The sequence below is a fragment of the Flavobacterium sp. PL11 genome (genome assembly GCF_035985025.1).
Taxonomy (GTDB): Bacteria; Bacteroidota; Bacteroidia; order Flavobacteriales; family Flavobacteriaceae; genus Flavobacterium.
In genome coordinates this window covers 167,499-191,552 of sequence record NZ_JAXCIA010000001.1, presented here as the reverse complement: position 1 = coordinate 191,552, position 24,054 = coordinate 167,499, and the positions used below count along the sequence as shown (strand labels likewise).

The following is a 24,054-nucleotide window of genomic DNA, read 5'->3' as shown; positions in this document are numbered from 1 at the left end:
AACATCAAAAAAAATGAGTTAGAAAAATAAAATCTAACTAATATGTTATTTCTCCACGTAAGGAAGTTTCAAACAGGATTTTAAATTCATTTCTTGCTATATTTTGACTTAATAAATACATCAGTTTTGTAATTGCTGCCTCGGTTGTAATATCCTTGCCTGAAATCACGCCTATCTCTTTCATACCTGTACTGGTTTCATATTGTCCCATGTTTACGCTGCCGCCAGAACATTGCGTGACATTAATGATATATAATCCATTAGTTATAGCTTTTTTTAATAGGCTTAAAAACCAATCTTCTGTCGGAGCATTTCCACTACCATACGTTTCTAATACAATTCCTTTTAGACTTGGAATATTTAGTATAGCTGCTAACACAACTTCGCTGATTCCAGGAAACATTTTGATCACCGCTACATTTGTATTTAAATCTTTATGAACTTGAAGTTTCTCATCTGGAATATATTTTAAGAATAGCTCTGGATATAATTTTAAATGCACACCTGACTCCACTAAATCAGGATAATTAGGTGAAGTAAATGCCTTGAAATGTTCAGCGTTTATTTTAGTGGTTCTATTACCTCGGTATAATTTATATTCAAAATACAAACAAACTTCACTGATAACGGGTTGGTTGTCTTTTCGTAAGGAAGCAATTTGGATTGCAGTAATTAAGTTTTCTTTAGCATCAGTACGTAAATCACCTATGGGCAATTGCGAACCTGTGAATATAACTGGTTTAGCTAGATTCTCCAACATAAAACTCAATGCTGAGGCAGAGTATGACATGGTGTCTGAACCATGTAGAACTACGAAACCGTCAAAGGAAATATAATTTTCCTCTATAATTGTTGCAATTTTAGCCCATGCCGCAGGATTCATATTGGATGAATCGATTGGGTTGTTAAAAGAAATTGTCTCTATTGCACAGTCTAACTGTTTCAGTTCTGGAATGCGCTGTAATAATTTACTAAAATTAAAAGCTTTAAGCGCACCGGTATCAAAATCTTTACGCATACCAATGGTGCCACCAGTATAAATCAAAAGGATTTTTGCTTTATACGACATCGTGGTATTTCAATTTATTTACCACAGGATTAGCATACATGGCTAAAAAACTATCTAGAGCCACTGGATTGTCACGGTCAATTCGCATTTCTAGTCGGCGTTCAAATAATGATTTTTCATTATCAGTGTATAAATGAGAATAAAGATTTGTTTTATTAACGATATCATAAGCAATAAAATTAGTAGGCCACAATTTGTAATTACTCAAAATGGCGTCATCTATTACCTGCGCTAATGAAACAATTTGCTTGTTTGTGCTTTCGTTATTAGTTATTATTTGGTCAATTTCTGTGTCTAAAACTTTGCCCACATGAATATGGATTCCTTTCTTTTGACCTAAAGCACCACTTAAGATAGTCATAAAATCTTCATTTTTTTCCTTTACATAAACCTGATTATTAGCTTCAGCTATTAATTGTGGCATTTTGAGAGCATCAGTAGGATCGTACTCATAAGAAATTGAAACAGGAACAATTTTAATTTTTTTGAAATATTCCATCAGGTGTTTTTCATCAGAACCCATTCCAAGCATTTTTAAAATACCAGGATTAGTCTCGTCTTTTCCATCTTTGGTACGACCTTCTCTTTGTGCAATCCACACGGAACGATTCTCATGAAGTAATAATTGACCTATGTATTCAGATAATAATTTTGAGCTTTGCAGCATTTCCCTTGGCGTTAAGCCTCGTTGTACAAGGAAATTTCTATTTAATTTAGCTAATGTGTTTAGGAATGATTTTTTGACCAAATTATCACCGATAGCTGATGCCGTCATTACTAAATTGTGCTCAAACAAAGCCGTGTTTAATAAAGTAGTATCAAGCAGAATATCGCGATGATTTGAAACAAATAAATACGATACATTAGGTTCTAAATTTTCAAAACCTGAAGTTGTTAAGCCATCAGAACTTTTTTCTAAAACCCTTTGAACAGATTGATAAATTACATTGCATTGAAAGTCTCGGATTGATTGGGTCTTTCGAAGTTGTTCTTTCCACACTTCTTCGGCTACATCTGGGAAAGAGAAATTCATCAATGCTTTCATCATTGGATGATTAATAACATTATGAAGTGCTTCATTTATTTCGGAGTCGTAAAAAGGCCGAATAGCGTCAAATTTCTGCATTGTAATTCTAAATTATTTAATTGGCAAAAGAACAAAAAAAATATCTAAATATTGTGAATTCTATTTTAAATCCCAAAAATAGCTTTGGAATTCGCAGTGGTGATCTCTGCAATTTCATTTAAGGGTCTATCATAAATCGCTGCTACTTTTTGAGCAATGGTCAGGGTATAACTACTCTCATTTCTTTTACCTCGATATGGAATAGGGGCGAGATAAGGTGAGTCCGTTTCTAAAACAATATGTTTAAGAGCAATTTTATTTAAGAATTGATCGATTTTACCGTTTTTAAAAGTGGCAACTCCGCCAATTCCTAATTTCATATTATAGGAAATAGCTTTTAAAGCTTGTTCATAGGTTCCTGTAAAACAATGAAAGATACCAAATAAATCTATTGATTTCTCTTCTTCTAATATTTCAAATATTTCATCAAACGCATCTCTACAATGTATTACAATTGGTAATTTATATTGTTTGGCTAAGCGAATTTGAGTTTTAAAAGTAAGTTGCTGCTGTTGTAAAAAGCTTTTATCCCAATATAAATCAATCCCAATTTCACCAATAGCATAAAATTGATGTTTTTTTAACTCGTTTTCAACATGTTCTAATTGTGCAATATAATCCTCTTTTACATAAGTGGGGTGTAAACCCATCATCAAAAAAATATTTTCAGGATATTTTGTCTCTAATTCATACATGCTTTTGGTACTAGTAGAATCGATAGCTGGAATAAAGAAGCGAGAAACGCCGGCTTTTATAGCACGTAATATTATTTCATCTCGATCTTGATCAAATTCTTCGCTGTATAAATGAGTATGCGTGTCAGTTAATATCATTTGTAATCATAAAATTTTAACCCGCAAAATTACAACTATTAAGTAAGAATCCCAATGTTGAATTAGTTTTTTGGACTAGTTAAAAGCCAATTGGCTATTTATATTACTATCTACAATTGAAATAGTACTCCTTATAAAATAGGGTTTGCTGGTTTTTGCTTTCTAAAATAATATAGTTTGAGAATGTTAAATTTGGTTTGTTTTATTTCACAATCTTTTATTAATTCATTCGTTTTTCAATTTCGTATTTGGTAAATTTGAAAGACAATCAATAAATAATTTAATATGACAGTTCAAATTAACACAGACAATAACGTAGAAGGTCACGAACGTTTAAAAACCTATATTGCTGATGAGTTGGCATCAAGTCTAGCTCGTTTTGAAGATAAAATTACACGTGTAGAAGTTCACTTAGCAGATGAAAATAGTGATAAATCAGGTGTAAATGATAAGCGATGCGTTATTGAAGCACGACCAGAAAACTTACAGCCTGTAGCTGTTACAAATCAATCTGACACAATAGAAAAAGCATTTCATGGTGCACTAGACAAAATTAAAAAAGTCTTAGAAACCACTTTTGAGAAAAAGAAAACGTACTAGTTAATATATCGTAATACAATATAAAATGACACTATGGGAACGCTATAGTGTCATTTTTTTTAAACTAAAGATTCTAAATGTATTATTTTTCTAAATTTTTAACGAAATAAATATAAGTGTCAATTTCCAGAATAACTATCTTTTATCAAGGTGTAGAATTATAAATGTGTCAATCTTGTGCTTTGTTTTCAAATAATAATGCTGCTAGTTTATCATCTCTTTTGTAAACATCATCATAAAAATGAACGACACCTTCTGGACTTACCCAAGCAGTAAAATACCCTATATAAACTGGAAATTTATTTTTTAAAACATACCAGTATTCATCGCCGTTTTCCATTTTGGCATCAATTTTATCTCTATCCCATTTCGAATCATTTTTCATAATTGCTGCTGCCAGTTCTCTTGGTTTAGCCACTCGAATACAACCATGACTGAAAGCGCGATTGTCTCGCTCAAATAAACTTTTTGAAGGAGTATCGTGTAAATAAATCGCATCAGAATTTGGAAATAAAAATTTCACAAGACCTAAGGAATTAGAACTTCCAGGTTTTTGCCTTACAAAATCGTCTTTCCATTCCATATTGTGTTGTTGCAAATAATTTGGATTTTTCTCAATAGCAGGAAGTATTTCTTTCTTTAAAATACTAGCTGGAATATTCCAATAAGGTCTAAACACGATATATTTCATAGGAGCACTAAAAATTACAGTCTTATTTAAAGTTTTACCTACAACGACATTAGATTTTAATTCAGGCTTTCCATCTCTAAAAAACGTTAATTCATAGGCAGGAATGTTGACTACTATTAATTCTTTAGCTTTGATCACATCATTTGAAATCCATCTGCATCGTTCCATATTTACCATAATCGTTTTTATACGCTGTGCAATAGGAACATTCATATATCTAATATGTTTTGGCAATATAGTTTTATTAATTGCAAACCCATTAATTCTTTTAAACTCTAATATTCCTGTAGCCAATTTATCATCATAAATAGAACTTTTAGAATCCGAAGTAATTATATCATGATGAAATAAATAGGTTCTTATTTGTGCAATTGTCGCAATACTATCGCCAGGTTTAAACGATTTTATTTTAGAATCTATAATGATGGTTTCCAAACTTCCCTTTTTCTCAATCTTTTGGTATTTCACTAATATATCTTTCAATAGATAATATTGCTCTAAAACGCCTTTTCCCTTTTTATTGATTAATGAAGGATCTATAAGTAGCGAATCCAAATAATGAATATAAGATTGTTTTTTTCTAGGTAAAAACCATCCTAATTCTTTTGATTTTTGTTTGTCGATACCTTTATATACCTTATCAACATAAAAAAAATAGAGCGAAGAACTTAGTAGTTCTGTATTCACATTTGCTTTCTGATTTTTCTGTGGATTACTATAAATAGTATCCAAGATGTTTTTATAAGGAATACTGGTTTGTACGCCTTCACTATTTAGATTATTAACTTTATTGTATAATAAACTCGAAAATTCATTGAGTCCATCTTGATCAAACCAGATATAGCGGAACTGATGTTTTCTATATAATTGTTTCACTTCGCTTTGGTATTTTTCGAGATCGGGATATTTAGTAAAAAATGTTTTTATTTGAATACTATCAAAAGTGACTTCGATTGTATTAAGTGTAACTGGGACTTCAACTTGATCATTTTCTATTTTCTTTTTACAAGAGGTTGTTGTAACTATCAGAGTGAAAGCTAATATAAAGAATATACAGAATGAATGTTTCATAGTTAAAAGTACAATTTGCAAAAGATGTAATGCAGAGCAAACAAAAATACAATAAATCTGACAGTAACTAATCCGTTATTATTTTTCGATTTTTAGAAATAATTTTATAGTCGCTGCTGTCTATTAAATAAAAATAGTACAACTATCTGATAATGAGAAAACTGTTTACATAAAATTAATGATATTACAGTTACTATAGACAAAAACCATTAACTAATCCAAATAATTTTGAAACAATATTTTGGCATTATATAAACAATCTCTATTCGATATAGACTTTAAGAATAAAATTCAAGTTAAGTGATGTCAATTGTAAGGTGTTAATAATCACAACTGTAAACCTGTAATTATTAGTTAAGTATGGATTTTATTATCAGCGTTTATACTCTAAATTTTTACAACTTGACTGCTGAATAATCAAGTATCATAGAAAAGATGGAGACTTTACAATTTTTAACTATATTGTTGTACAAATAGTAAAGTACAATTTATGAAAGAATTTTGGGATAGAAACAAAGCAGCTATCAGTAAAGTAGATTTTATGATGATCATAAAACAAGTTGTTTTTTTCTTTTTGGGATTATTAGTATTGATAATTGTTTCTGCCGGTATATTAGCTCTTTATTTTGAAGCTAATAAAACAAAAATCAGCACTCAAATTAATAGTAAAATCAACGAAAATATATCGGGAACTGTTACTATTGGTAATATTAATTATAAGTTCCTAAAAGGATTTCCTAATATGACTTTGGCTTTAAGCCAAGTGGAATTAAGAGATAGTTTGTGGGCTAATCATAAGAGAACATTACTCAAAGCGCAGCAAATAGAAGTACGCATTAATGTTATAGATTTGATTGTAAATGAAATAAATATTGATAAAATCGAAATTCAGAATGCAACATTATATTTATTTAAGGGTAAGAATGGATTATCGAATACTAATATTTTTAGATCCAAGGAAAGCGGTCAAAAAACGGAAAGTGCAACAACATCTACAATTCATTTGATCAATTTAAAACAGGTACATTTTATTTCGGAGAATTTAATTGGAAAAAAACTATTTAATTTTGACAATATCGATTTACGAGCTACTATAAACCATATAAACGATGATTGGAATACAGTGGTGTATCTAAAAACTTTTGCTAAAAGCATGACCTTTAATACAAAACACGGAAGTTTTATTAAAGATCAAAAAGTAGAAGGTATGCTGGCAGCAAATTTTTCTGCTACAAAAAATCAAATAAGTGTGACCACTGAAAAACTATCTATTGGCAAAGATTTTTTTGATATAAATGCAAAATTCAGTTTAAATGAACACAAATCACCTTTTAAAATTGCTATAAAGACAAATATTCTATGGAAAAATGCTGCGGCATTAATGAGTGATAATATTTATATTAAAGTAAACCAATTTGATTTTAAAGATCCTATTACAGTGGGTTGTATTATTGATGGTGATATGAGTGCAACCGAAGATCCTAAAATTACAGTTTCCACTAAAAGTATTGATAATGAGCTTACAATCCCTGATGGATTAATAACAGATTGTTTTTTTGATGCCAAATTTACAAATCATTATAAAAAAGGGGCTGGATGCAATGATATTAATTCTGGAATTATAATTACCAAGTTTAAAGGGAAATACAAAACAATTCCGTTCGCAATTCCTTTGGGAAAGATTTTAAATTTTGAAGCAACAATTGCTTCAGGGAGTTTTAATTCTGACTTTGATGTTGCCAAATTAAATAAAATTATATCAAAGAATTTGATGCACTTTACCACTGGGCAGGCTAAAATGAATATGGATTTTAGATTTTCTATAGTGGATTTAAAAATTGAAAAACCTTATTTTATAGGAAAGGTAATGGTTCAGGATGCCGTTGCTAGTTATGGACCACGAAATTTAAGTTTTGTAAGATCAAATGTTCAACTTGACTTTACTGAAAAAGCACTCTTGATAAAAAAAATTAATTTAAAAGACAATGAAAGTAACGTTTTTATTGAAGGTAAAATAGATAATTTTTTAAATTTATACTACGAAAATCCAAGTTTAATTGTAATCGATTGGGATATTTATGCTCCCTTTATTGACGTAAAAAAACTGGTAGCCAATTTTACTAACCCTAATAAAACACAAATAAATCAAAAAGATTCAGAGAATGATATTTCCGAAGAGCTTTTTTCTGCTATAAAAAAATCTCAGGTAGTGATCAACGTCAAAGCAGATAAAATGGTTTATGGTAAACTCGAGGCTAGTGACGCTAAAGTTCTAATCCTATTACAAAATAACGAGCTAATAGTTAAAAATGGTGTGGTAAAAAGTGCAGATGGCAAAGTTACGTTTCAAGGAAAATTAACCCCTCAAGGGGAGGGTTTTGTATTGAAATCAGATACTAAAATAGAAAATGTAGATATTGCAAAATTCTTAGCCTCTTTAAATAATTTTGGAATTACATCATTTACGCCTGCCAATTTAAAAGGGTTTTTAACAGCTTCAGCTTCAGTTGAAGGTAAGTTACTAGCGGGTGGTGAACTAAAAACAAACTCCCTTTTAGGTAAAGCAACTGTAAAAGTGAGTCAGGGAAAACTTATTGAATTTAAACCAATCACTAATATTGCCAAATTTGCTTTGCCTTTTAGAGACGTTAATAACATTGTATTTCGTGATTTATCAGGTAATTTTATAATTCGTGGAGAGGCAATTACGGTAAACAATTTAAAGGTTAGTTCCAATATTTTAAATTTAGATATCAACGGGGTATATTCTTTTGGTAGAGGAACAAATTTAGCATTAACTATTCCTCTCAGAAATCCTAAAAAGGATCAATTAATTGTTGATAAAGAGCAACGAGCAGAAAAGCGTCTTGATGGAATTGTATTGCACTTATTAGCGATAGATGATGAGGGAGAAATTAAGATTCGATGGAACAAAAATCACAAATAAATCTTAGCAACAATGAAAAAATATAGTGTAATCCTAATATTCTTAACCTTATTCGCTTGTAAAAATACAGCTATCAGCGATGCATCTTCATCAATTAAGGTGAATACAGTTTTAGACAATTGGCATAAAGCAGCGGCCAATGCTGATTATAAAACTTATTTTGATTTAATGTCAGATGATGCAGTTTTTATTGGTACAGATGCAACAGAAAATTGGAATAAAAAAGATTTTCAAGCGTATGCTAAACCTCATTTTGATAAAGGAAAGGCGTGGAGTTTCACCACTTTAGAAAGAAATCTTTTTTTTGAGAAAACAGGTAATATAGCGTGGTTTGATGAGCTGCTTGAAACACAAATGAAAATTTGTAGAGGTTCAGGGGTTTTGGTAAAAATAAAAAATGAATGGAAAATTAAGCATTATGTATTATCAATGACCATTCCTAACGAAAACTCGAATCAAGTTATTAAAATTAAAACTTCTGAGGATTTTATAATCGAAAAACTGAAATTAAAGCAATAGTTTGAAAATAATAAGACAACAAAATATATTTATTAAAAGTAGAATTAGTGAATATCAGCCGCGAGTAATTTAGATACACGTTCATCTCTTTCATAAATGTCATAAAAAAAGTTTACTTCACCATTATCATCAACCCAAGTGGTGAAATATCCCATGTGCACAGGTAGCTTATCCTTTAAAATGCAAGTTGTTTCTACACCGCCATCCATCGCTTTTTGAATGCGCTCAACAGGCCAAGTTTTATTGTCCTTTAAGATTAAATAGGCTAATTCTTCTGATTTATTTACATTGATACAGCCATGGCTATACGCGCGATATTCAGAATTAAACAAATCTTTAGAGGGAGAACCATGCAAATAAATATCGTTAATATTTGGAAATATAAATTTGACTTTTCCTAATGGGTTTTTAGGACCAGGTTTTTGTCTCATCCGGCCATTCTTTAATTCCATGTCGTTATTAACTAAGTAATTTTTATCTGTTTGTAAGGCAGTTTTAATTTCACTTTGAACTATACTTGTTGGGATATTCCAGTACGGACTAAAAACCATGTGATTGATGGTGCCGCTAAAAATAACAGTTTCATTCATAGTTCCTCCCACAAAAACATTAGATTCCAATTCAATTTTACCTTTTTTATAAAAATAAAGCTCATAAGAAGGAATGTTAACTAAAATATATTGCTCTGCTTTAGCTACTTGTGGATCAATCCAGCGGCAACGCTCCATATTTACTCTTATCTTTTCAATATATTCTGCAATAGGAATATTTAATCTTAAAATATGACTTGAGGTAAATGCGGGACTTTGATCGAAACCATTTCTATTTTTAAATTGCAAAATTCCAGTTTTCAGCTCCTCATCATACAAATTACTTTGAGAATCTTTTTTTAAATCGCCTACTATTGCAAGTTTTTGCCTAATTTGGCCAATAGTTTTAGAGCTATCACCCGGTTTATATTCTCTAACTAAAGAATCTTTAACTATCAAATTCCAATTTCCTTCTTGTTCTATTTGGCGGTATTTTTTTAAAATTTCACGCAACTTATAATATTGTCCAAAAAGTAATTGATCATCATTATCAAATGATGCGGGATTCTTTAAAAAAGTGTTTAGTAAACTAGTGTATGACAGGTTTTTTTGAGGCAGTAACCAACCTATTTCTTTTACCTTTTTTGAATCAATACCGTGAAATACTTTTTTAGCATAAAATAAGTACATAGCGGACATCAATAATTCCGTTTCAGATAAATTACTTTTTTTAGAAGGTGCTTGTTCATAAATAGCATTAAATTTATCTTTATATGCAAATTGAGAAATTACGCCTTCCTCTTCTAAATTATTAGATTTAGAATATAAAGTTTTAGCACTTATTACAAACTGATTTTTATCAAACCATATTGATTTATATTTACGTTGAGCATATAAGTTAACAAGATTTGCTCTTTGTGACTTTAAATTTGGATATTTTTTTAAAAAATTGGTAATAACAACGTTATCAATTTTAGGTGAAGAAGGTGTGGGTTGACTTTTAAGTACAGGATTGATTTTGTCAGCTACTCTTTTTTTTATAAAATAGCTTTCACTGGCATCAGAGAAGCTAAAAAATAAAAGTGCGGTTGCTAAAAAAAAGGTTTTCATGATGTAAATTTTGTCGAAAGGTAATAAAATAAATGAGTGTTAAAAAGAGCATTAACAATTTGATAGACATTGTAATGTAATTTTAAACCTTCTTTTGAACGTTTAAATGGCTTTCTAATCTTTCGAAATCACTACTAAATGATATTCAAAAACGTTTTTTCATAGATAGTAATGATTGTTTTATAATTTCTTAATTTTGGCACCTGAGATTCAAGGACGAATTTTATCAAGTAAAAAAAATTATAAAAGTGGGAAGTAAAAATAAATTAAAGAGGTTCAAAGAAAATGAGACATTTAATAATGTTTTTCAACCTACAAGAGAGGAAGTAGTAGGAGATTTATTTCCACTTAAAGGTAAATGGAACTCCGATTTTTTTAAAAATGATAATCCCTTAATACTTGAACTGGGTTGTGGTAAAGGCGAATACTCGGTAGGTCTGGCGGAGAGATATCCAAACAAAAATTTTATTGGAATTGATATTAAAGGAGCTCGTTTTTGGCGTGGTGCTAAGACAGCCATGGAAGATGGGTTGCATAATGTTGCCTTTATCCGTACTCAAATAGAGTTAATCAATCATATTTTTGCAGATAATGAAGTAGATGAAATCTGGATTACTTTCCCAGATCCACAAATAAAATACAAACGTACGAAACATAGAATGACCAATTCAGAGTTTTTACAATTGTATAAAAAGATACTCAAAAAAGATGGAGTTGTCAACTTAAAAACAGACAGCGAATTTATGCATGGTTATACATTAGGATTATTACATGGCGAAGGACATGAAGTTTTATATGCCAATCATAATGTTTATGTAAATGAAGGAAGTCCAGAAGAGGTAACTGCTTTTCAAACATTTTATGAAAAACAATATTTAGAAACTAATAAAGCAATTACCTATATCCGATTTAAAATTAAAGAATAGTTCTATATTTGAAAAGGATTTTCATCACAATTTTATGCTGGCAATTAATTTACTTACTTCTTTATTTTTAGGATTTGTTACTGCTGTTATAGGGATCACTCCTCCAGGTTTGATAAATATGACCGCCGCTAAGGTAAACATTAAGGAAGGGAAAAAAAGTGCTTACTGGTTTATTTTAGGCGCTGTGATCATCATTTTTATTCAGGCAGCGTTAGCCATATTATTTGCTCAATTTATAAAAGACCATCCAGATGTTATTGTTTTATTAAGAGAATTAGGTTTCGCTATTTTTTTGATACTCTCTATTTATTTTTTGTTTATCGCAAAAAAGCAGAAAAAAAAGATCGGCAAAATAAAAAAAAGGAGCACTACAACACGCTTTTTCTTAGGAATGCTACTATCAGTCCTTAATTTTTTTCCAATTCCTTATTATGTATTTGTCAGTATTACTTTGGCTAGTTACAATTTATTTTATTTTGACATAAACTACATTCTATTTTTTGTAACAGGAGTTGTATTAGGTTCGTTTTTAGTATTTTATTTCTATATCGCCTTTTTTCAAAAAATTCAAGACAAAACAGATTACTTAATGCGAAATATGAATTCTATTATTGGTAGTATTACCGGAATCATAGCTATAATTACGTTAATCAATATTGTGAAATTTTATATAAAATAGGCGTAAAAAGCTAATAGTCACACATAGGATCTGATTGTATGGAAGACAATAATTTTTTTGATCGTGTATACGCTATAGTACGACAAATTCCCTATGGAAAAGTAACTTCTTATGGCGCTATTGCAAAAGCTTTAGGAACCGCGCGCTCTGCTAGAATGGTGGGTTGGGCAATGAATGCCTCACATCATCTTGAAGATGTTCCAGCGCATCGAGTAGTAAATAGAAATGGTTTGCTTACAGGTAAACTTCATTTTGATGGAACAAACTTGATGCAACAATTACTCGAGAATGAAGGGATAGTTGTAATTGACAATCAAATAAAGGATTTTAAAACTGTTTTTTGGATGCCGGAAGTTGAGCAGTAATTAGTATTTAAAGCTAATGAAATATTTAAATCAATCCTAGATAGGAAGGTGAACCATTTTTATGTACCAATAACCAAATTCATACTCAAAGCTAATACTTCCATCACCAGAATAGCTTATTTTAGGGCGATGGTCTTCGTTTTGTGCTGAAAATTCGATTTTAAATTGTACCAACGCATTTTTTTCATTAAAAGCGATATCAGAAATTTCAAATAATTGCAATTCAAATTCATCAAACAAATCTCGAAAGAGATTAATTTCTGCTTCATTCACGGCGTCTTCACTGTGATGATCTTTGTAAAACGTTGATTTTTTATTTAAAAACATTTTCAAAAAATCGATTGTAGCGACTTCTAAATCGTATTTATGGTTTTGATGAAAATCCTCGTAAATAAAATGTGTTACCATTCCATCAATATTGATGTCTTCAATTTCTTGCTGAAAAAGTTCAGTAACGATAAAAGTGTAAATTAGCCGTTCCTCATCCGCATAATTACATATCAAATCTAAGGCGATATCGAAAGATTGCATTATTTGAATTATCGTGTCCAGTTCTATTGTTATTTCAGCATCCGTTAGCATTTCTGGGATCTTAAATGCAGGTTTGCCCATTTTTTCAAAAACGGTTATCCTTATCGAGTTTTTAAATGAATTCTCAAAATTCGAAACATAATCTAGGAATTGACCTTCAATTTCTGGCGGTATATTTGGATTTTTTTTATTAAAAAAAATACCTCCGTGTTCTATAGAAAGTTTTAGCTTTTTGAATTCATTTTCTTGTTCTATGGTAAGTTTTGGAAGATCTTCATCGTCTCTATTTTCCATTTTTAGTATCTTTTTTATGAGTTATCTCAGCAATGCGAATGCAGTAATTCTCTATTTTTTCATTATCGAGAATCGGAAAAATAGAGAAGGAATCAGTAAAACTTGATATTAAATTAGTATGTCTCTCAAAAATCTCGTCCAATAATTGGGTATTTCTTGTTTCCCAGAATTGACCTTCATCATAACATTCAAAATCAACCAAATAATTTGTATTGATGTAATCTAAAATCAAAATTAGCTTCTTGTGGATTTCAGCACCTGCATGTTGCGTTTTTGTGGAAACAGAATATATTAATTCTTTACCTATTGAAGGGTCAAGTCGAAGTATGTTAAAGTTTATAATTCCGCACATCCGCCTATTTTCAAGAAATGAAATACATAATGGTTCGCATTCTGGTGGCGTTATCATGATTCCATAAAGATTTTCAGTATTACTAACTAGTGAAAAACTTTGATTTGGAAACTGTTCTTCAAAAATAAAGTAGTTCCACATTTCTGTTTTGGCAATATCAGCCAATGCATCAATGAGGTGTTTTAGTGAAGATGACTTTTTTAGTTGCCCTTTGTAATGTACGCTTAGTCCCATAATCAAGAATTATTAATTTGCCGTTATAAATGACAAATCTAAATTAAGGTAAATAATTTAAAAATTAAGGCTTCATATTAAAAATTCAAATAATCAGCAACGATTCCCTTATCAATAAATCCAATCTAATTCCTTTATTTTAAGAACTTAATCTGCTATCTTTGTAATCTGAAATCAGTATAAATAAAGATAATATTCTGGTTGTAAATACCAGTTGATAAGTAGACTAAAAATGAAATTAGATAGAAAAGATATTCTGAAAGCTTTAGAGACAATTACTATAGCTGGCGAAGGGAAAAACATGGTGGAGAGTGGTGCTGTAAAAAACGTACTGATTTTTGGAAACGAGGTTACCGTTGATTTAGTAATTGCAACTCCAGCCATGCATATAAAAAAACGTGCTGAGGACGATATAAAAAAATTAATTCACGAGAAATTTTCATCAGATGTTATCGTAAAAGTAAACATAAAGGTGGAAGCTGTAGCAGCCGAAAATCCAAACCAAATAAAAGGAAAAGCAATTCCGGGAATTAAAAATATTATTGGCGTAGCTTCTGGAAAAGGAGGAGTAGGAAAATCTACAGTTACTGCTAATCTTGCCGTTTCATTAGTTAAAATGGGTTTCTCTGTTGGAATATTAGATGCCGATATTTACGGTCCTTCAATGCCAATTATGTTTGATGTGGAAAGTGCTAAGCCAATTTCAGTTTCCATTGATGGTAAATCAAAAATGAAACCGGTTGAAAGTTACGAAGTGAAAATCCTGTCAATCGGCTTTTTTACATCTCCAAGTCAAGCTGTTATATGGAGAGGTCCAATGGCTTCAAAGGCGCTGAACCAAATGATATTTGACGCTGATTGGGGTGAATTAGATTTTATGTTAGTCGATTTGCCTCCAGGTACAGGAGACATCCATTTATCCATCGTACAAGCATTGCCCATCACAGGAGTTGTTATCGTGAGTACGCCGCAAGCTGTTGCTTTAGCTGATGCCAAAAAAGGAGTTTCGATGTTTATGTCTGATGCTATAAATGTTCCTGTTTTAGGAATTATTGAAAATATGGCTTATTTCACACCTGAAGAACTGCCTAATAATAAATATTATATTTTTGGAAAAGAAGGCGCTAAAAATTTAGCTGAAGATTTAGAAGTTCCTTTCCTTGGAGAAGTGCCTATTGTTCAGTCCATTCGTGAAGCAGGAGATTTTGGTCGTCCAGCTGCAATGCAAGCAGATTCAGTTACACAAAAAGTATTCGAAGAAATTACTCGAAATGTAGTGCGTGAAGTGGTCAGTAGGAATGAAAATTTACCAGCAACAGAAGCAGTAAAAATCACAACTATGGCAGGTTGCTCAGCAGTAAAAAAAAAATAGAAAATTAGTAAGAAATTAGAAAATTAGCAATGAATTAGAAAATTAGAAAGTTGGAGAATTAAAAAAAAGTTAATCAAGATGCAATTTGTATTTTATTTGAATAATGTGATTTATAATTTCACCAATTATATATGATTAAAATTATCATATTGGCCAACTATCACATGATCCAATTATCTAATTGTCAAATTTTCTAATTCTCACATTTTCACATTTTCATAGTATCAAAAGATATGACAACAGAAGAATTAACTCTAGAAGTTCAAAAAGCACTCGAAGAAATCAGACCTTTTTTAAATTCTGATGGTGGCGATATTACATTAATTTCAATTGAAGATGGTAAACACGTAAAAGTGCGACTTGAAGGAGCCTGTACTAGTTGTAGCGTAAACCAAATGACATTAAGAGCAGGTGTAGAAACAACCATTAAAAAGTTTGCACCACAAATAGAAACGGTGACCAATATTTTGTAATTATTTGATATGATCAAATGATTGTTATTATAGTTCAATAATAAATTGGTTGTAGCGTATTGTATTTACGAAAGAGACGGAAATATTATTTTTTCGTTTATAAAAATTATAATAGAATAACTAAATTGTGTTTGTCTGTAAAACAAAATCTTTTTTTAATATTCATGTATAAAAAAAGGTAGATTTATAGTTCATGAAATAACATAATTCATTGATATTTGCAAAATTGATTAATGAAGTTTCTTAGAAATTTTGAGAGTAGATAATCAATTTTCCTTAATTGATGCTATTTTATGCTTTATGTGTCTTTATAAAAAGGAGTAATACTAAAATTTTAAGGTAGACATAGTTTACAAAATTATAATAAATAAAGCTTTTATTTGTTAGAAAGATTTAGCCGGCAAAAGCAATTAAAAAAGAAGAAGAAAAATAATGCCACAAGATATTACTATTAAAATTACCGATAGAAACGGTATAGCTCACGAAGTTGTTGCTCCAACAGATATGAATTTGAATGTCATGGAGATTATTAGAATGTATGAATTGGCGGAGGAAGGCACGGTAGGAACCTGCGGTGGAATGGCGATGTGTGCTTCATGTCAGTGTTATGTTTTGAATGATGTAGCCTTACCAGAAATGGGTGAAGATGAAGAAGCAATGCTTTCAGAGGCTTTTTATGTAAAATCTAATAGTCGATTGGGTTGCCAAATCCCAATCACAGAAAATCTTCAAGGTTTAGAACTAGAACTAGCTCCAGAGAATTAATAGTAAAAGTTACTTTATATTTGAAGGGCTTTCTTTGTAAAAAATTGAAAAATAAAATTGGGTTTTCTCGCAAAAAAAAAAAGCTTCTTTTTCCAAGAAGCTTTTTTTCAATATTATATTTATTGTAATAATTAATGATTATTATTTAAAAGCGGCAATTCCCGTAATATCCATACCCGTAATCAACAAGTGAATGTCATGCGTTCCTTCGTAAGTAATTACAGATTCTAAATTCATCATGTGACGCATAATAGAATATTCGCCGGTGATCCCCATTCCGCCAAGAATTTGTCTTGCCTCACGTGCAATATTGATCGCCATGTCAACATTATTACGTTTTGCCATTGAGATTTGAGCTGTAGTGGCTCTTCCTTCATTCCTTAAGACTCCTAATCGCCATGTCAATAACTGCGCTTTTGTGATCTCAGTGATCATTTCGGCTAGTTTCTTTTGTTGCAATTGTGTTCCAGCGATTGGTTTATCAAATTGGACTCTTTCTTTGGCATAACGCAAAGCAGTATCATAACAATCCATTGCAGCGCCTATTGCACCCCAAGCTATTCCGTAACGAGCAGAATCAAGACATTGCATAGGAGCGCCAAGACCTGATTTGCCTGGTAATAAGTTTTGTTTTGGAACTTTTACATTATCAAAAATTAGCTCGCCTGTTGCAGAGGCACGAAGAGACCATTTATTATGCGTTTCAGGAGTGGTGAAGCCTTCCATTCCTCTTTCTACGATTAAACCATGAATTCTGCCTTCTTCATTTTTAGCCCAAACTACAGCAATGTCAGCAAAAGGAGCATTAGAGATCCACATCTTAGCACCATTCAAAAGATAATGGTCGCCCATATCTTTGTAATTGGTTGTCATTCCGCTTGGATTTGAACCATGATCTGGCTCTGTCAAACCAAAACATCCCATAAATTCTCCAGTAGCTAATTTTGGTAAATATTTCAGTCGTTGTTCTTCTGTTCCAAATTTCCAAATAGGATACATAACTAATGAAGACTGAACTGACGATGTAGAACGAACTCCAGAGTCTCCTCGTTCAATTTCCTGCATTATTAAACCATATGAAATTTGGTCTAAACCAGCGCCGCCATATTCCTCAGGGATATAAGGGCCAAAACCACCTATTTCTCCTAAACCTTTGATAATTTGTTTGGGAAATTCAGCTCTTTGAGCATAATCTTCTATAATAGGGGACACTTCACGTTTTACCCATGCACGGGCAGAATCGCGAACTAATTTATGTTCTTCTGTTAATAAATCATCTAAATTGTAATAATCCGGGGCTTGAAATAAATCTGGTTTCATGGTATCGCTAATTTATGTACTACAAATCTACTGAAAGAAATATAACAAATCGATTAACAAATGTTATAATTTTTCAATTTTAATATTTGGAGGAATATAATATAAATAATTTGGAAAATAATAAAGTTTTAGAATGTAAATTACGTTCGCTTAGTTGAAAAAATTAATACTATTTTAAAATAAATTACGAAACGAACTAGGTTACATCTTCAAATAAAATTCCTTTGTCAACGCAATGTATTCTGGAGTGTATACATGTCTTTCTATTTCGATTATCAATTCATCAATATTATGGTCGGTTGTTTCAATTCGAGAAAAAGCTAGTAAACTACGTTTGATTTCTGAAGTTGGCGTGCCTTTTAGATGTGTAATCTTGAAAGGATATAATTCAAATTCTTGAGCAAGAGCTAAGAATTTTTCTTCTTCTTTGTATGGAATTATTACTGCTAATATTCCATTTTCAGATAATAATAGATCAGCTGCTTCTATTAAATCTTCAAAAGGCATAGCATCCTGAAAACGTGCTAAGTCGCGTTGTTCATTTTCGGTTTTATAATCTTCACTATAATATGGAGGGTTTGAAATGATTAGGTCATACTCGTCTTCCGGTTCTTCGATAAATTCATCTAAACCAGCGTGAAAACAAAACAAACGATCGCTCCAAGGTGAATTTTCGAAATTATCTGTCGCTTGTTCGAACGCATCTTCATCAATTTCTAATGCATCAATTTGCTCAGCGTTGCTTCTTTGTGCTAACATCAAAGCAATTATTCCTGTTCCGGCGCCAATATCTAAAATGCTAAACGGATTATGATCTATTGGAGCCCAAGCACCTAGTAAAACGCCATCAGTGCCTATTTTCATGGCAGAGCGGTCTTGTTCAACAATAAATTGTTTAAATGAAAATTTAGGCATAGTGTTTTCAGATTTTCGATTAACCAAATAAAAAAAATAACCGATTAAACCTTTCTACAAATATATTTCAATTAATCCCTCAGGTAAATCCATAATCACCCTTTTGTTTTCACGATCAATTTTTACTAAAAAATTATCGATCATAGGAATCAAAATTTCCACGTCTCCGTTGAGCACTTCAAAAAGTGGCTGTGCTGTGGTATCATTTATAGATTGAATTTTTCCAACAACTCCAAGACGTTTGTCCTCAACTTCAAATCCTATTACTTCATGAAAGTAGAATTTGTTGCCAGTAAGTTTTGGCAGCATTTTCAATGGGAGATAAATAGCGTTGCCCATAACGGCATCAGCCTCTTCCTCGGAGTTCATATCTTCAAAACGGATTCTGAGAAAATCGTTTTTATGCAGTGAACTGCTTGTAATAAAAAAAGGAACCAAGTGTTTGTTGCATTCAACAAACACTGATTCCAAGTTTTCGTATAACTGGGGTTCATCCGTGTCTAAATAGGCAAGAACTTCCCCTTTGAAACTAAATTTTTTAGCGATTTTACCTAAATAGAAACAATCTTCTTTACGCATCTTCGCTTACTAATTTATGCTTCAGTTGTTTCATTATTTTCTTCTGTAGCAGGAGCTTCTTCAGTCGAAGCTTCAACTTCTTCTTCCACAGCTGGATTTGCAGCAGCAATAGCATCTGCTTCAGCTTGTGCAGCTACAGCTAAACGTTTTGCATTTACATCTTGTTCTGCTTTGAAAGCTTTTGCTTTAGCGTCAGCTTGAACTTTAGTTAAACCGTCTTTTTTAGCATCAACTTTTCCAGATTTTGCGTCTAACCATTCTGTTAGTTTCACGTCTGCTTGTTCTTGAGTTAAAGCTCCTTTACGGATACCGCCATCAAGGTGATGCTTTAATAAAGCTCCTTTGTATGAAAGAATTGCCTTAGCAGTATCAGTTGGTTGAGCACCATTGTGCAACCATTTTACTGCAGCGTCGATGTTTAAGTCGATAGTTGCTGGGTTTGTATTTGGATTGTAAGTACCAATTTTCTCTAAATATTTACCATCTCTTTTTGAGCGTGCATCTGCAGCTACAACCCAGTAAAAAGGTTTTCCTTTTTTACCGTGTCTTTGTAATCTAATTTTTACTGACATAATCGTGTGATTAAATTTTGAGGTACTCGACCTCTATTAATTAAGTTTGCAAAGATACTTTTTTTATTGATAATAGCAAATACCTATTCTGTTTTAATGTTCGTTGTAATATTAAATTAATTTGAGCTATCGATTTTAGTTGTAATTCTGATTTTTAAATCTAAAAACCTTAATTTTGTTAATCAAAAAATAGAATTTATGAAAAAATTTTTATTATTAACAGTGATTCTTTTTTGTTTCATTTCATGCGAAGAGGACATTCGGTTTAATGATCCAGCGTTTCAGGGGTTGAAGAATAATGTATTTTGGAGAGCTACTGATTTTAAGGCAAAATTAGCTACTAATGGTTCTTTAATAATTGAAGCATACACTTCAAATGAGTTTTTATCATTTACAACAACATCACCGGGAAAAGGAATTTATTTATTAGGTCCAGATAGTTTTAATATAGTAGTTTATACTGAGGATCGAGGCATATATGAGACCAATTATTCAACCTCTATTGGAGGTGCAAATGGAGAAATTAAAATAACTGATTATGATGATATCAATAATACTATATCTGGTACATTCAAATTTAATGCTATATACACAGAAACTATTTCAAATGAAGAGCCAAATTTAAATTTCCAGCAAGGCTTTTTTTATAACGTTCCAATTGTGATTGTCGGCAAATAACTGATTAATGTTTTTAAAATAAAATTTGCTAGATGTAAAAGTGGATATTTAGCCATATTATTATGTAACTCTTCAGGTTTTAAGTATATATTCTAATTTTAGCTAAAATAAAATATATAAATTAGTTAATAGATAGTAGATTAGAAAAAAATTGCCTTACATTTGTGTTATTATTTAAATACGTACATATGAATATTTTTGTTGGAAGTCTTCCATTCAGTATTGAGGAAGCAGATTTAAGAGAGTCTTTTGAGGCTTACGGAGCAGTTGATTCAGTTAAAATTATCTCAGATAAATTTACAGGAAGAAGTAAAGGGTTTGGTTTTGTTGAGATGCCAAATGATGACGAGGCTCAAAAAGCTATTGACGAATTGAACGGAGCTACTGTTCAAGGACGTGCAATTGTAGTTAACAAGTCTGAGCCAAAACCAGAAGGCGAAAGAAGAAGTTTTAATAATAACAGTCGTGGTGGAGATTCACGCGGTGGTTATGGTGGTGGAAACAACCGTGGTGGAGAAAACCGTGGTGGTGGAGACAGAGGAGGAAGATATTAATATTCTTTTCAATCATATATAAAAAAGGTGTCAATGAAAATTGACACCTTTTTTGTTATGTTTTACTTTTTTAATTTGATTAGCCGAATTTGCATCGAACATCTATATTTAAACTGTAGTATTCTTAAACTTACATATAGCGGAAAGACTTAGTATAAAACTACGAAGTGAGAAATTCTGATTAAAAAATTAAAGTAATAAAAAAGCCATTTGTCTGAACAAATAGCTTTTTTAAATAGTATTGACCAAATAGTAAAAAACTTATAAGTTAGCTACTAACCAATCTCCAACTTCTTTCGTACCGTATGCTTTTCCACCATCTGCGAGATCCTCAGTAACGATTCCCGCTTCTAACGCTTTATTTACCGCGTCTCTCATGGCTTGTCCTTCTTCCATCAAGTTGAAGTTTTCGAACATCATTGCAGCCGATAAAATAGTAGCCATAGGATTAGCAATGTTTAAACCAGTCGCTTGCGGGTATGAACCGTGAATAGGCTCAAAGAGAGATACTTTATCTCCCATAGATGCAGAAGGCATAAGTCCCATCGACCCAGAAATTACTGAAGCTTCATCAGTTAAAATATCTCCAAATAAATTCTCCGTAATTAATACATCATACGTGTTTGGCCATTGTACTAAACGCATGGCAACAGCATCAACAAATTCGTATGATACAGTAACTTCAGGATAGTCCTTTTCCATAGCTTGAACTGTTTCCCGCCACAAGCGTGACGTTTCCATTACGTTTGCTTTGTCTACACAGCAAAGTTTTTTAGAGCGTGTCATTGCCAATTCAAAACCTTTTTTTGCTAAACGTTGTACTTCAGCTCTAGTGTACACGCAATTATCAAAAGCTGTTTCTCCACCGTCTCTTCTTCCTTTTTCTCCAAAGTAGATTCCACCTGTTAGTTCTCTTAAAAAAACTAAATCAGTTCCTTCGATACGTTCTCTTTTTAAAGGAGATTTATCCAATAAAGAAGAGAATGTAAAAGTTGGACGTACGTTAGCAAATAAACCTAACTTTTTACGCATCAATAATAAGCCTTGCTCTGGTCTCACCGGTGCTAGTGGATCATTATCGTATTTTGGGTGACCAATAGCTCCGAATAGTACTGCATCTGCAGCCAAACAAATTTCATGCGTCTCGTCAGGATAAGGAACTCCTACTGCATCAATCGCCGCTGCACCAGTTAAGGCTGGTTTCCATATAATTTCATGTCCAAATTTTTTAGCAACAGCATCCGAGACTTTCACAGCTTCATTAATTACCTCTGGTCCAATTCCGTCTCCAGCTAATAGCGCAATAGTATATTTCATGTTTTTATCTTAAAATTATTGTATTAAATGGTTTTTAGTTCAGTGTTACTATTTTAGTCTTTAAATTATTTTATTTTTTAATTTATCGCTACGTTCAACATTTTTTGAGTAGCAACAATAGCAGCAACCGTTTGATCCGAATCTAATCCTCTTGTTTTAAATTCTTTTCCATTGTTAGTCCAAGTTATTATAGTTTCGCATAAAGCATCAGAACTACTTCCGGGTGGAATTCGAACAGCATAATCAATTAATTTTGGCAATTCTAAATTTTTACTTCTATAAATTTTTGCTAGTGCATTCATAAACGCATCAAATTGTCCGTCTCCTTGAGCATGCTCCTCAATAATTTCTCCATCTATTTTTAAAGATAAGGTTGTAGAAGGTCTCATTCCTTTAGCATGAGATAAAATATAGGATTCGACTACTATTTTTTCTAAGTAGGTCTGACTGTCTAAAACATCAGATATAATATAAGGTAAATCCTCCTTAGTTACGGTCTCTTTTTTGTCACCTAATTCTATGATACGTTGCGTTACCAGTTTTAAATCTTCGGGATTTAATTGCAATCCTAATTCTTGGAGATTTTTCTCAATATTAGCTTTTCCAGATGTTTTTCCTAAAGCATATTGTCGCTTTCGTCCAAAACGTTCTGGAAGTAAATCATTAAAATACAAATTGTTTTTATTATCTCCATCAGCATGAATACCAGCAGTTTGGGTAAAAACATTATCGCCTACAATAGGTTTGTTTGCAGGAATTCTATAACCTGTAAAGGTCTCCACTAATTTACTCACTGAATATAACGAGGATTCTTTTACACTCATTTCAATTTCTGGCATAAAGTCATTGATCACGGCAACAGTACTTTCTAAAGGTGCGTTTCCAGCGCGTTCTCCCATTCCGTTTACTGTTACATGAAGACCTTGAATACCTGCTTTTACTGCTTCCATAACATTAGCAATGCTTAGATCGTAGTCATTATGTGCATGAAAATCGAAATGAGTGTTGGGATATCTTTTAATTATTTCCGAGATAAATTGAAATGTTTCAGATGGAATAAGAACACCTAAAGTATCTGGTAGTAAAATTCTTTTAACTGGCTGCTGAGTCAAAAAATCTAAATACTGAAATACATATTCAGGCGAATTACGCATACCGTTGCTCCAATCCTCTAAGTAAACATTAGTTTCAATATTATTTTCTTGTGCTAATGTAATGGCTTGTGCGATTTCGGTAAAGTGCTGTTCTGGCGTTTTTTTTAACTGGTGCGTAAGATGATTTAAAGATCCTTTTGTTAATAAATTTTGAACTTTGGCACCTGTGCTTTTCATCCATTCAATAGAAAGTCCGCCATCAACAAAAGTTAACACCTCAATTCTATTTTCATAATCTTTTTCTTTAGCCCAGGCCATAATTCCTTTTACACCTTGAAATTCGCCTTCACTAACACGTGCCGAGGCAATTTCGATTCGATCAACATTTAATTCTTCGAGCAACAATTGCGCAATGGTCAGTTTTTCTGCCGCAGAAAAAGACACTCCCGAGGTTTGTTCACCATCGCGAAGTGTCGTGTCCATTATTTCAATTTTTCTTTTTTTCATTGTGTATAATTGTCACTTTAGACATAAATTA

24 protein-coding genes are annotated in these 24,054 nt (G+C 31.8%); 11 read left to right on the top strand and 13 right to left on the bottom strand.

The window, feature by feature from the left end; translation table 11 throughout:
• Nucleotides 1–37: 37 nt before the first annotated feature.
• The 3 genes from RCH18_RS00780 to RCH18_RS00770 form a co-directional block, all read right to left on the bottom strand.
• A complete protein-coding gene (locus RCH18_RS00780) occupies nucleotides 38–1,069 on the bottom strand; it encodes an asparaginase (RefSeq protein WP_326934851.1) in 1,032 nt (343 codons plus the stop codon).
• On the bottom strand, nucleotides 1,059–2,195 hold the full coding sequence (locus tag RCH18_RS00775; RefSeq protein ID WP_326934850.1) for a 1-acyl-sn-glycerol-3-phosphate acyltransferase: 1,137 nt from the start codon (nucleotides 2,193–2,195) through the stop codon (nucleotides 1,059–1,061). Before RCH18_RS00775 ends, RCH18_RS00780 begins: the two co-directional genes overlap by 11 nt.
• Before the next feature lie 65 nt (nucleotides 2,196–2,260).
• The gene (locus tag RCH18_RS00770) at nucleotides 2,261–3,028 is read right to left on the bottom strand and encodes a TatD family hydrolase (RefSeq protein ID WP_326934849.1); all 768 of its coding nucleotides are present in this window, start codon (nucleotides 3,026–3,028) and stop codon (nucleotides 2,261–2,263) included.
• A gap of 285 nt (nucleotides 3,029–3,313) precedes the next feature.
• Between RCH18_RS00770 and RCH18_RS00765 the strand changes: the two genes are divergently transcribed.
• Entirely contained in the window at nucleotides 3,314–3,628 is a 315-nt protein-coding gene (locus RCH18_RS00765; RefSeq protein ID WP_326934848.1) for an HPF/RaiA family ribosome-associated protein, read from the top strand.
• 169 nt (nucleotides 3,629–3,797) lie between these two features.
• On the opposite strand, the gene RCH18_RS00760 is transcribed toward RCH18_RS00765, so the two are convergent.
• Nucleotides 3,798–5,390 (bottom strand): L,D-transpeptidase family protein, encoded by a 1,593-nt coding sequence (locus RCH18_RS00760; RefSeq protein WP_326934847.1) that lies wholly within the window; start codon nucleotides 5,388–5,390, stop codon nucleotides 3,798–3,800.
• A 490-nt stretch (nucleotides 5,391–5,880) separates the two neighbouring features.
• Between RCH18_RS00760 and RCH18_RS00755 the strand changes: the two genes are divergently transcribed.
• Nucleotides 5,881–8,337: an AsmA-like C-terminal region-containing protein gene (locus tag RCH18_RS00755; RefSeq protein WP_326934846.1), complete on the top strand. Its 2,457-nt coding sequence runs from the start codon at nucleotides 5,881–5,883 to the stop codon at nucleotides 8,335–8,337.
• A gap of 12 nt (nucleotides 8,338–8,349) precedes the next feature.
• Entirely contained in the window at nucleotides 8,350–8,856 is a 507-nt protein-coding gene (locus RCH18_RS00750) for a nuclear transport factor 2 family protein (RefSeq protein WP_326934845.1), read from the top strand.
• A gap of 44 nt (nucleotides 8,857–8,900) precedes the next feature.
• On the opposite strand, the gene RCH18_RS00745 is transcribed toward RCH18_RS00750, so the two are convergent.
• Nucleotides 8,901–10,496, bottom strand: coding sequence for a L,D-transpeptidase family protein (locus RCH18_RS00745; RefSeq protein WP_326934844.1), 1,596 nt, complete (start codon nucleotides 10,494–10,496; stop codon nucleotides 8,901–8,903).
• Nucleotides 10,497–10,744: 248 nt separating this feature from the next.
• On the opposite strand from RCH18_RS00745, the gene trmB reads away from it, so the two are divergent.
• The 3 genes from trmB to RCH18_RS00730 are packed head-to-tail and all read left to right on the top strand — an operon-like array spanning nucleotide 10,745 to nucleotide 12,466.
• On the top strand, nucleotides 10,745–11,422 hold the full coding sequence (trmB, locus tag RCH18_RS00740) for a tRNA (guanosine(46)-N7)-methyltransferase TrmB (protein WP_326934843.1): 678 nt from the start codon (nucleotides 10,745–10,747) through the stop codon (nucleotides 11,420–11,422).
• Nucleotides 11,423–11,456: 34 nt separating this feature from the next.
• The gene (locus RCH18_RS00735; RefSeq protein ID WP_326934842.1) at nucleotides 11,457–12,101 is read left to right on the top strand and encodes a LysE family transporter; all 645 of its coding nucleotides are present in this window, start codon (nucleotides 11,457–11,459) and stop codon (nucleotides 12,099–12,101) included.
• Between the two features lie 38 nt (nucleotides 12,102–12,139).
• Complete coding sequence (locus RCH18_RS00730) at nucleotides 12,140–12,466, top strand: MGMT family protein (protein ID WP_326934841.1); 327 nt, start codon at nucleotides 12,140–12,142, stop codon at nucleotides 12,464–12,466.
• Nucleotides 12,467–12,502: 36 nt separating this feature from the next.
• Here the strand turns inward: RCH18_RS00730 and RCH18_RS00725 are convergent, their stop codons facing one another.
• The gene (locus RCH18_RS00725; RefSeq protein WP_326934840.1) at nucleotides 12,503–13,291 is read right to left on the bottom strand and encodes a hypothetical protein; all 789 of its coding nucleotides are present in this window, start codon (nucleotides 13,289–13,291) and stop codon (nucleotides 12,503–12,505) included.
• Nucleotides 13,281–13,877, bottom strand: a complete 597-nt coding sequence (locus RCH18_RS00720) for a hypothetical protein (protein WP_326934839.1) — start codon at nucleotides 13,875–13,877, stop codon at nucleotides 13,281–13,283. Before RCH18_RS00720 ends, RCH18_RS00725 begins: the two co-directional genes overlap by 11 nt.
• Nucleotides 13,878–14,109: 232 nt before the next feature.
• Between RCH18_RS00720 and RCH18_RS00715 the strand changes: the two genes are divergently transcribed.
• The 3 genes from RCH18_RS00715 to RCH18_RS00705 all read left to right on the top strand — a co-directional run bounded on the left by RCH18_RS00715 (nucleotide 14,110) and on the right by RCH18_RS00705 (nucleotide 16,487).
• Complete coding sequence (locus RCH18_RS00715) at nucleotides 14,110–15,249, top strand: Mrp/NBP35 family ATP-binding protein (protein WP_326934838.1); 1,140 nt, start codon at nucleotides 14,110–14,112, stop codon at nucleotides 15,247–15,249.
• A 233-nt stretch (nucleotides 15,250–15,482) separates the two neighbouring features.
• Nucleotides 15,483–15,722, top strand: coding sequence for a NifU family protein (locus RCH18_RS00710; RefSeq protein WP_326934837.1), 240 nt, complete (start codon nucleotides 15,483–15,485; stop codon nucleotides 15,720–15,722).
• A 432-nt stretch (nucleotides 15,723–16,154) separates the two neighbouring features.
• Nucleotides 16,155–16,487: a ferredoxin gene (locus RCH18_RS00705; RefSeq protein WP_326934836.1), complete on the top strand. Its 333-nt coding sequence runs from the start codon at nucleotides 16,155–16,157 to the stop codon at nucleotides 16,485–16,487.
• Nucleotides 16,488–16,628: 141 nt separating this feature from the next.
• Here RCH18_RS00705 and RCH18_RS00700 read toward each other — a convergent pair whose 3' ends face one another.
• The 4 genes from RCH18_RS00700 to RCH18_RS00685 all read right to left on the bottom strand — a co-directional run bounded on the left by RCH18_RS00700 (nucleotide 16,629) and on the right by RCH18_RS00685 (nucleotide 19,873).
• Nucleotides 16,629–17,807, bottom strand: a complete 1,179-nt coding sequence (locus RCH18_RS00700) for an acyl-CoA dehydrogenase family protein (protein ID WP_326934835.1) — start codon at nucleotides 17,805–17,807, stop codon at nucleotides 16,629–16,631.
• 201 nt (nucleotides 17,808–18,008) lie between these two features.
• Nucleotides 18,009–18,722 (bottom strand): tRNA1(Val) (adenine(37)-N6)-methyltransferase, encoded by a 714-nt coding sequence (locus tag RCH18_RS00695; RefSeq protein WP_326934834.1) that lies wholly within the window; start codon nucleotides 18,720–18,722, stop codon nucleotides 18,009–18,011.
• A 54-nt stretch (nucleotides 18,723–18,776) separates the two neighbouring features.
• Nucleotides 18,777–19,301: a ribosome maturation factor RimM gene (gene rimM / locus RCH18_RS00690; RefSeq protein WP_326934833.1), complete on the bottom strand. Its 525-nt coding sequence runs from the start codon at nucleotides 19,299–19,301 to the stop codon at nucleotides 18,777–18,779.
• Nucleotides 19,302–19,315: 14 nt separating this feature from the next.
• The gene (locus tag RCH18_RS00685; protein WP_326934832.1) at nucleotides 19,316–19,873 is read right to left on the bottom strand and encodes a 30S ribosomal protein S16; all 558 of its coding nucleotides are present in this window, start codon (nucleotides 19,871–19,873) and stop codon (nucleotides 19,316–19,318) included.
• A gap of 198 nt (nucleotides 19,874–20,071) precedes the next feature.
• Here RCH18_RS00685 and RCH18_RS00680 point away from each other — a divergent pair, with 198 nt between their 5' ends.
• Together RCH18_RS00680 and RCH18_RS00675 are read left to right on the top strand one after the other, a co-directional pair.
• Complete coding sequence (locus RCH18_RS00680; RefSeq protein ID WP_326934831.1) at nucleotides 20,072–20,551, top strand: DUF6252 family protein; 480 nt, start codon at nucleotides 20,072–20,074, stop codon at nucleotides 20,549–20,551.
• Nucleotides 20,552–20,739: 188 nt separating this feature from the next.
• A complete protein-coding gene (locus tag RCH18_RS00675; protein WP_326934830.1) occupies nucleotides 20,740–21,105 on the top strand; it encodes an RNA recognition motif domain-containing protein in 366 nt (121 codons plus the stop codon).
• A 261-nt stretch (nucleotides 21,106–21,366) separates the two neighbouring features.
• On the opposite strand, the gene leuB is transcribed toward RCH18_RS00675, so the two are convergent.
• Together leuB and RCH18_RS00665 are read right to left on the bottom strand one after the other, a co-directional pair.
• The gene (gene leuB / locus RCH18_RS00670; protein ID WP_326934829.1) at nucleotides 21,367–22,422 is read right to left on the bottom strand and encodes a 3-isopropylmalate dehydrogenase; all 1,056 of its coding nucleotides are present in this window, start codon (nucleotides 22,420–22,422) and stop codon (nucleotides 21,367–21,369) included.
• A gap of 77 nt (nucleotides 22,423–22,499) precedes the next feature.
• Nucleotides 22,500–24,023, bottom strand: a complete 1,524-nt coding sequence (locus tag RCH18_RS00665; protein ID WP_326934828.1) for an alpha-isopropylmalate synthase regulatory domain-containing protein — start codon at nucleotides 24,021–24,023, stop codon at nucleotides 22,500–22,502.
• Nucleotides 24,024–24,054: the final 31 nt, after the last annotated feature.

Bases quoted from the DNA above. Each gene is read 5' to 3' on its own strand.
- RCH18_RS00685 (WP_326934832.1), bottom strand. From the start codon at position 19,873: ATGTCAGTAAAAATTAGATTACAAAGACACGGTAAAAAAGGAAAACCT.
- RCH18_RS00750 (WP_326934845.1), top strand. From the start codon at position 8,350: ATGAAAAAATATAGTGTAATCCTAATATTCTTAACCTTATTCGCTTGT.
- RCH18_RS00675 (WP_326934830.1), top strand. From the start codon at position 20,740: ATGAATATTTTTGTTGGAAGTCTTCCATTCAGTATTGAGGAAGCAGAT.
- RCH18_RS00725 (WP_326934840.1), bottom strand. From the start codon at position 13,291: ATGGAAAATAGAGACGATGAAGATCTTCCAAAACTTACCATAGAACAA.
- RCH18_RS00695 (WP_326934834.1), bottom strand. From the start codon at position 18,722: ATGCCTAAATTTTCATTTAAACAATTTATTGTTGAACAAGACCGCTCT.
- RCH18_RS00755 (WP_326934846.1), top strand. From the start codon at position 5,881: ATGAAAGAATTTTGGGATAGAAACAAAGCAGCTATCAGTAAAGTAGAT.
- RCH18_RS00700 (WP_326934835.1), bottom strand. From the start codon at position 17,807: ATGAAACCAGATTTATTTCAAGCCCCGGATTATTACAATTTAGATGAT.
- RCH18_RS00765 (WP_326934848.1), top strand. From the start codon at position 3,314: ATGACAGTTCAAATTAACACAGACAATAACGTAGAAGGTCACGAACGT.
- leuB (WP_326934829.1), bottom strand. From the start codon at position 22,422: ATGAAATATACTATTGCGCTATTAGCTGGAGACGGAATTGGACCAGAG.
- RCH18_RS00715 (WP_326934838.1), top strand. From the start codon at position 14,110: ATGAAATTAGATAGAAAAGATATTCTGAAAGCTTTAGAGACAATTACT.
- RCH18_RS00680 (WP_326934831.1), top strand. From the start codon at position 20,072: ATGAAAAAATTTTTATTATTAACAGTGATTCTTTTTTGTTTCATTTCA.
- RCH18_RS00665 (WP_326934828.1), bottom strand. From the start codon at position 24,023: ATGAAAAAAAGAAAAATTGAAATAATGGACACGACACTTCGCGATGGT.
- RCH18_RS00775 (WP_326934850.1), bottom strand. From the start codon at position 2,195: ATGCAGAAATTTGACGCTATTCGGCCTTTTTACGACTCCGAAATAAAT.
- RCH18_RS00745 (WP_326934844.1), bottom strand. From the start codon at position 10,496: ATGAAAACCTTTTTTTTAGCAACCGCACTTTTATTTTTTAGCTTCTCT.
- RCH18_RS00735 (WP_326934842.1), top strand. From the start codon at position 11,457: ATGCTGGCAATTAATTTACTTACTTCTTTATTTTTAGGATTTGTTACT.
- RCH18_RS00780 (WP_326934851.1), bottom strand. From the start codon at position 1,069: ATGTCGTATAAAGCAAAAATCCTTTTGATTTATACTGGTGGCACCATT.
- RCH18_RS00705 (WP_326934836.1), top strand. From the start codon at position 16,155: ATGCCACAAGATATTACTATTAAAATTACCGATAGAAACGGTATAGCT.
- RCH18_RS00760 (WP_326934847.1), bottom strand. From the start codon at position 5,390: ATGAAACATTCATTCTGTATATTCTTTATATTAGCTTTCACTCTGATA.
- RCH18_RS00770 (WP_326934849.1), bottom strand. From the start codon at position 3,028: ATGATATTAACTGACACGCATACTCATTTATACAGCGAAGAATTTGAT.
- rimM (WP_326934833.1), bottom strand. From the start codon at position 19,301: ATGCGTAAAGAAGATTGTTTCTATTTAGGTAAAATCGCTAAAAAATTT.
- RCH18_RS00710 (WP_326934837.1), top strand. From the start codon at position 15,483: ATGACAACAGAAGAATTAACTCTAGAAGTTCAAAAAGCACTCGAAGAA.
- RCH18_RS00720 (WP_326934839.1), bottom strand. From the start codon at position 13,877: ATGGGACTAAGCGTACATTACAAAGGGCAACTAAAAAAGTCATCTTCA.
- RCH18_RS00730 (WP_326934841.1), top strand. From the start codon at position 12,140: ATGGAAGACAATAATTTTTTTGATCGTGTATACGCTATAGTACGACAA.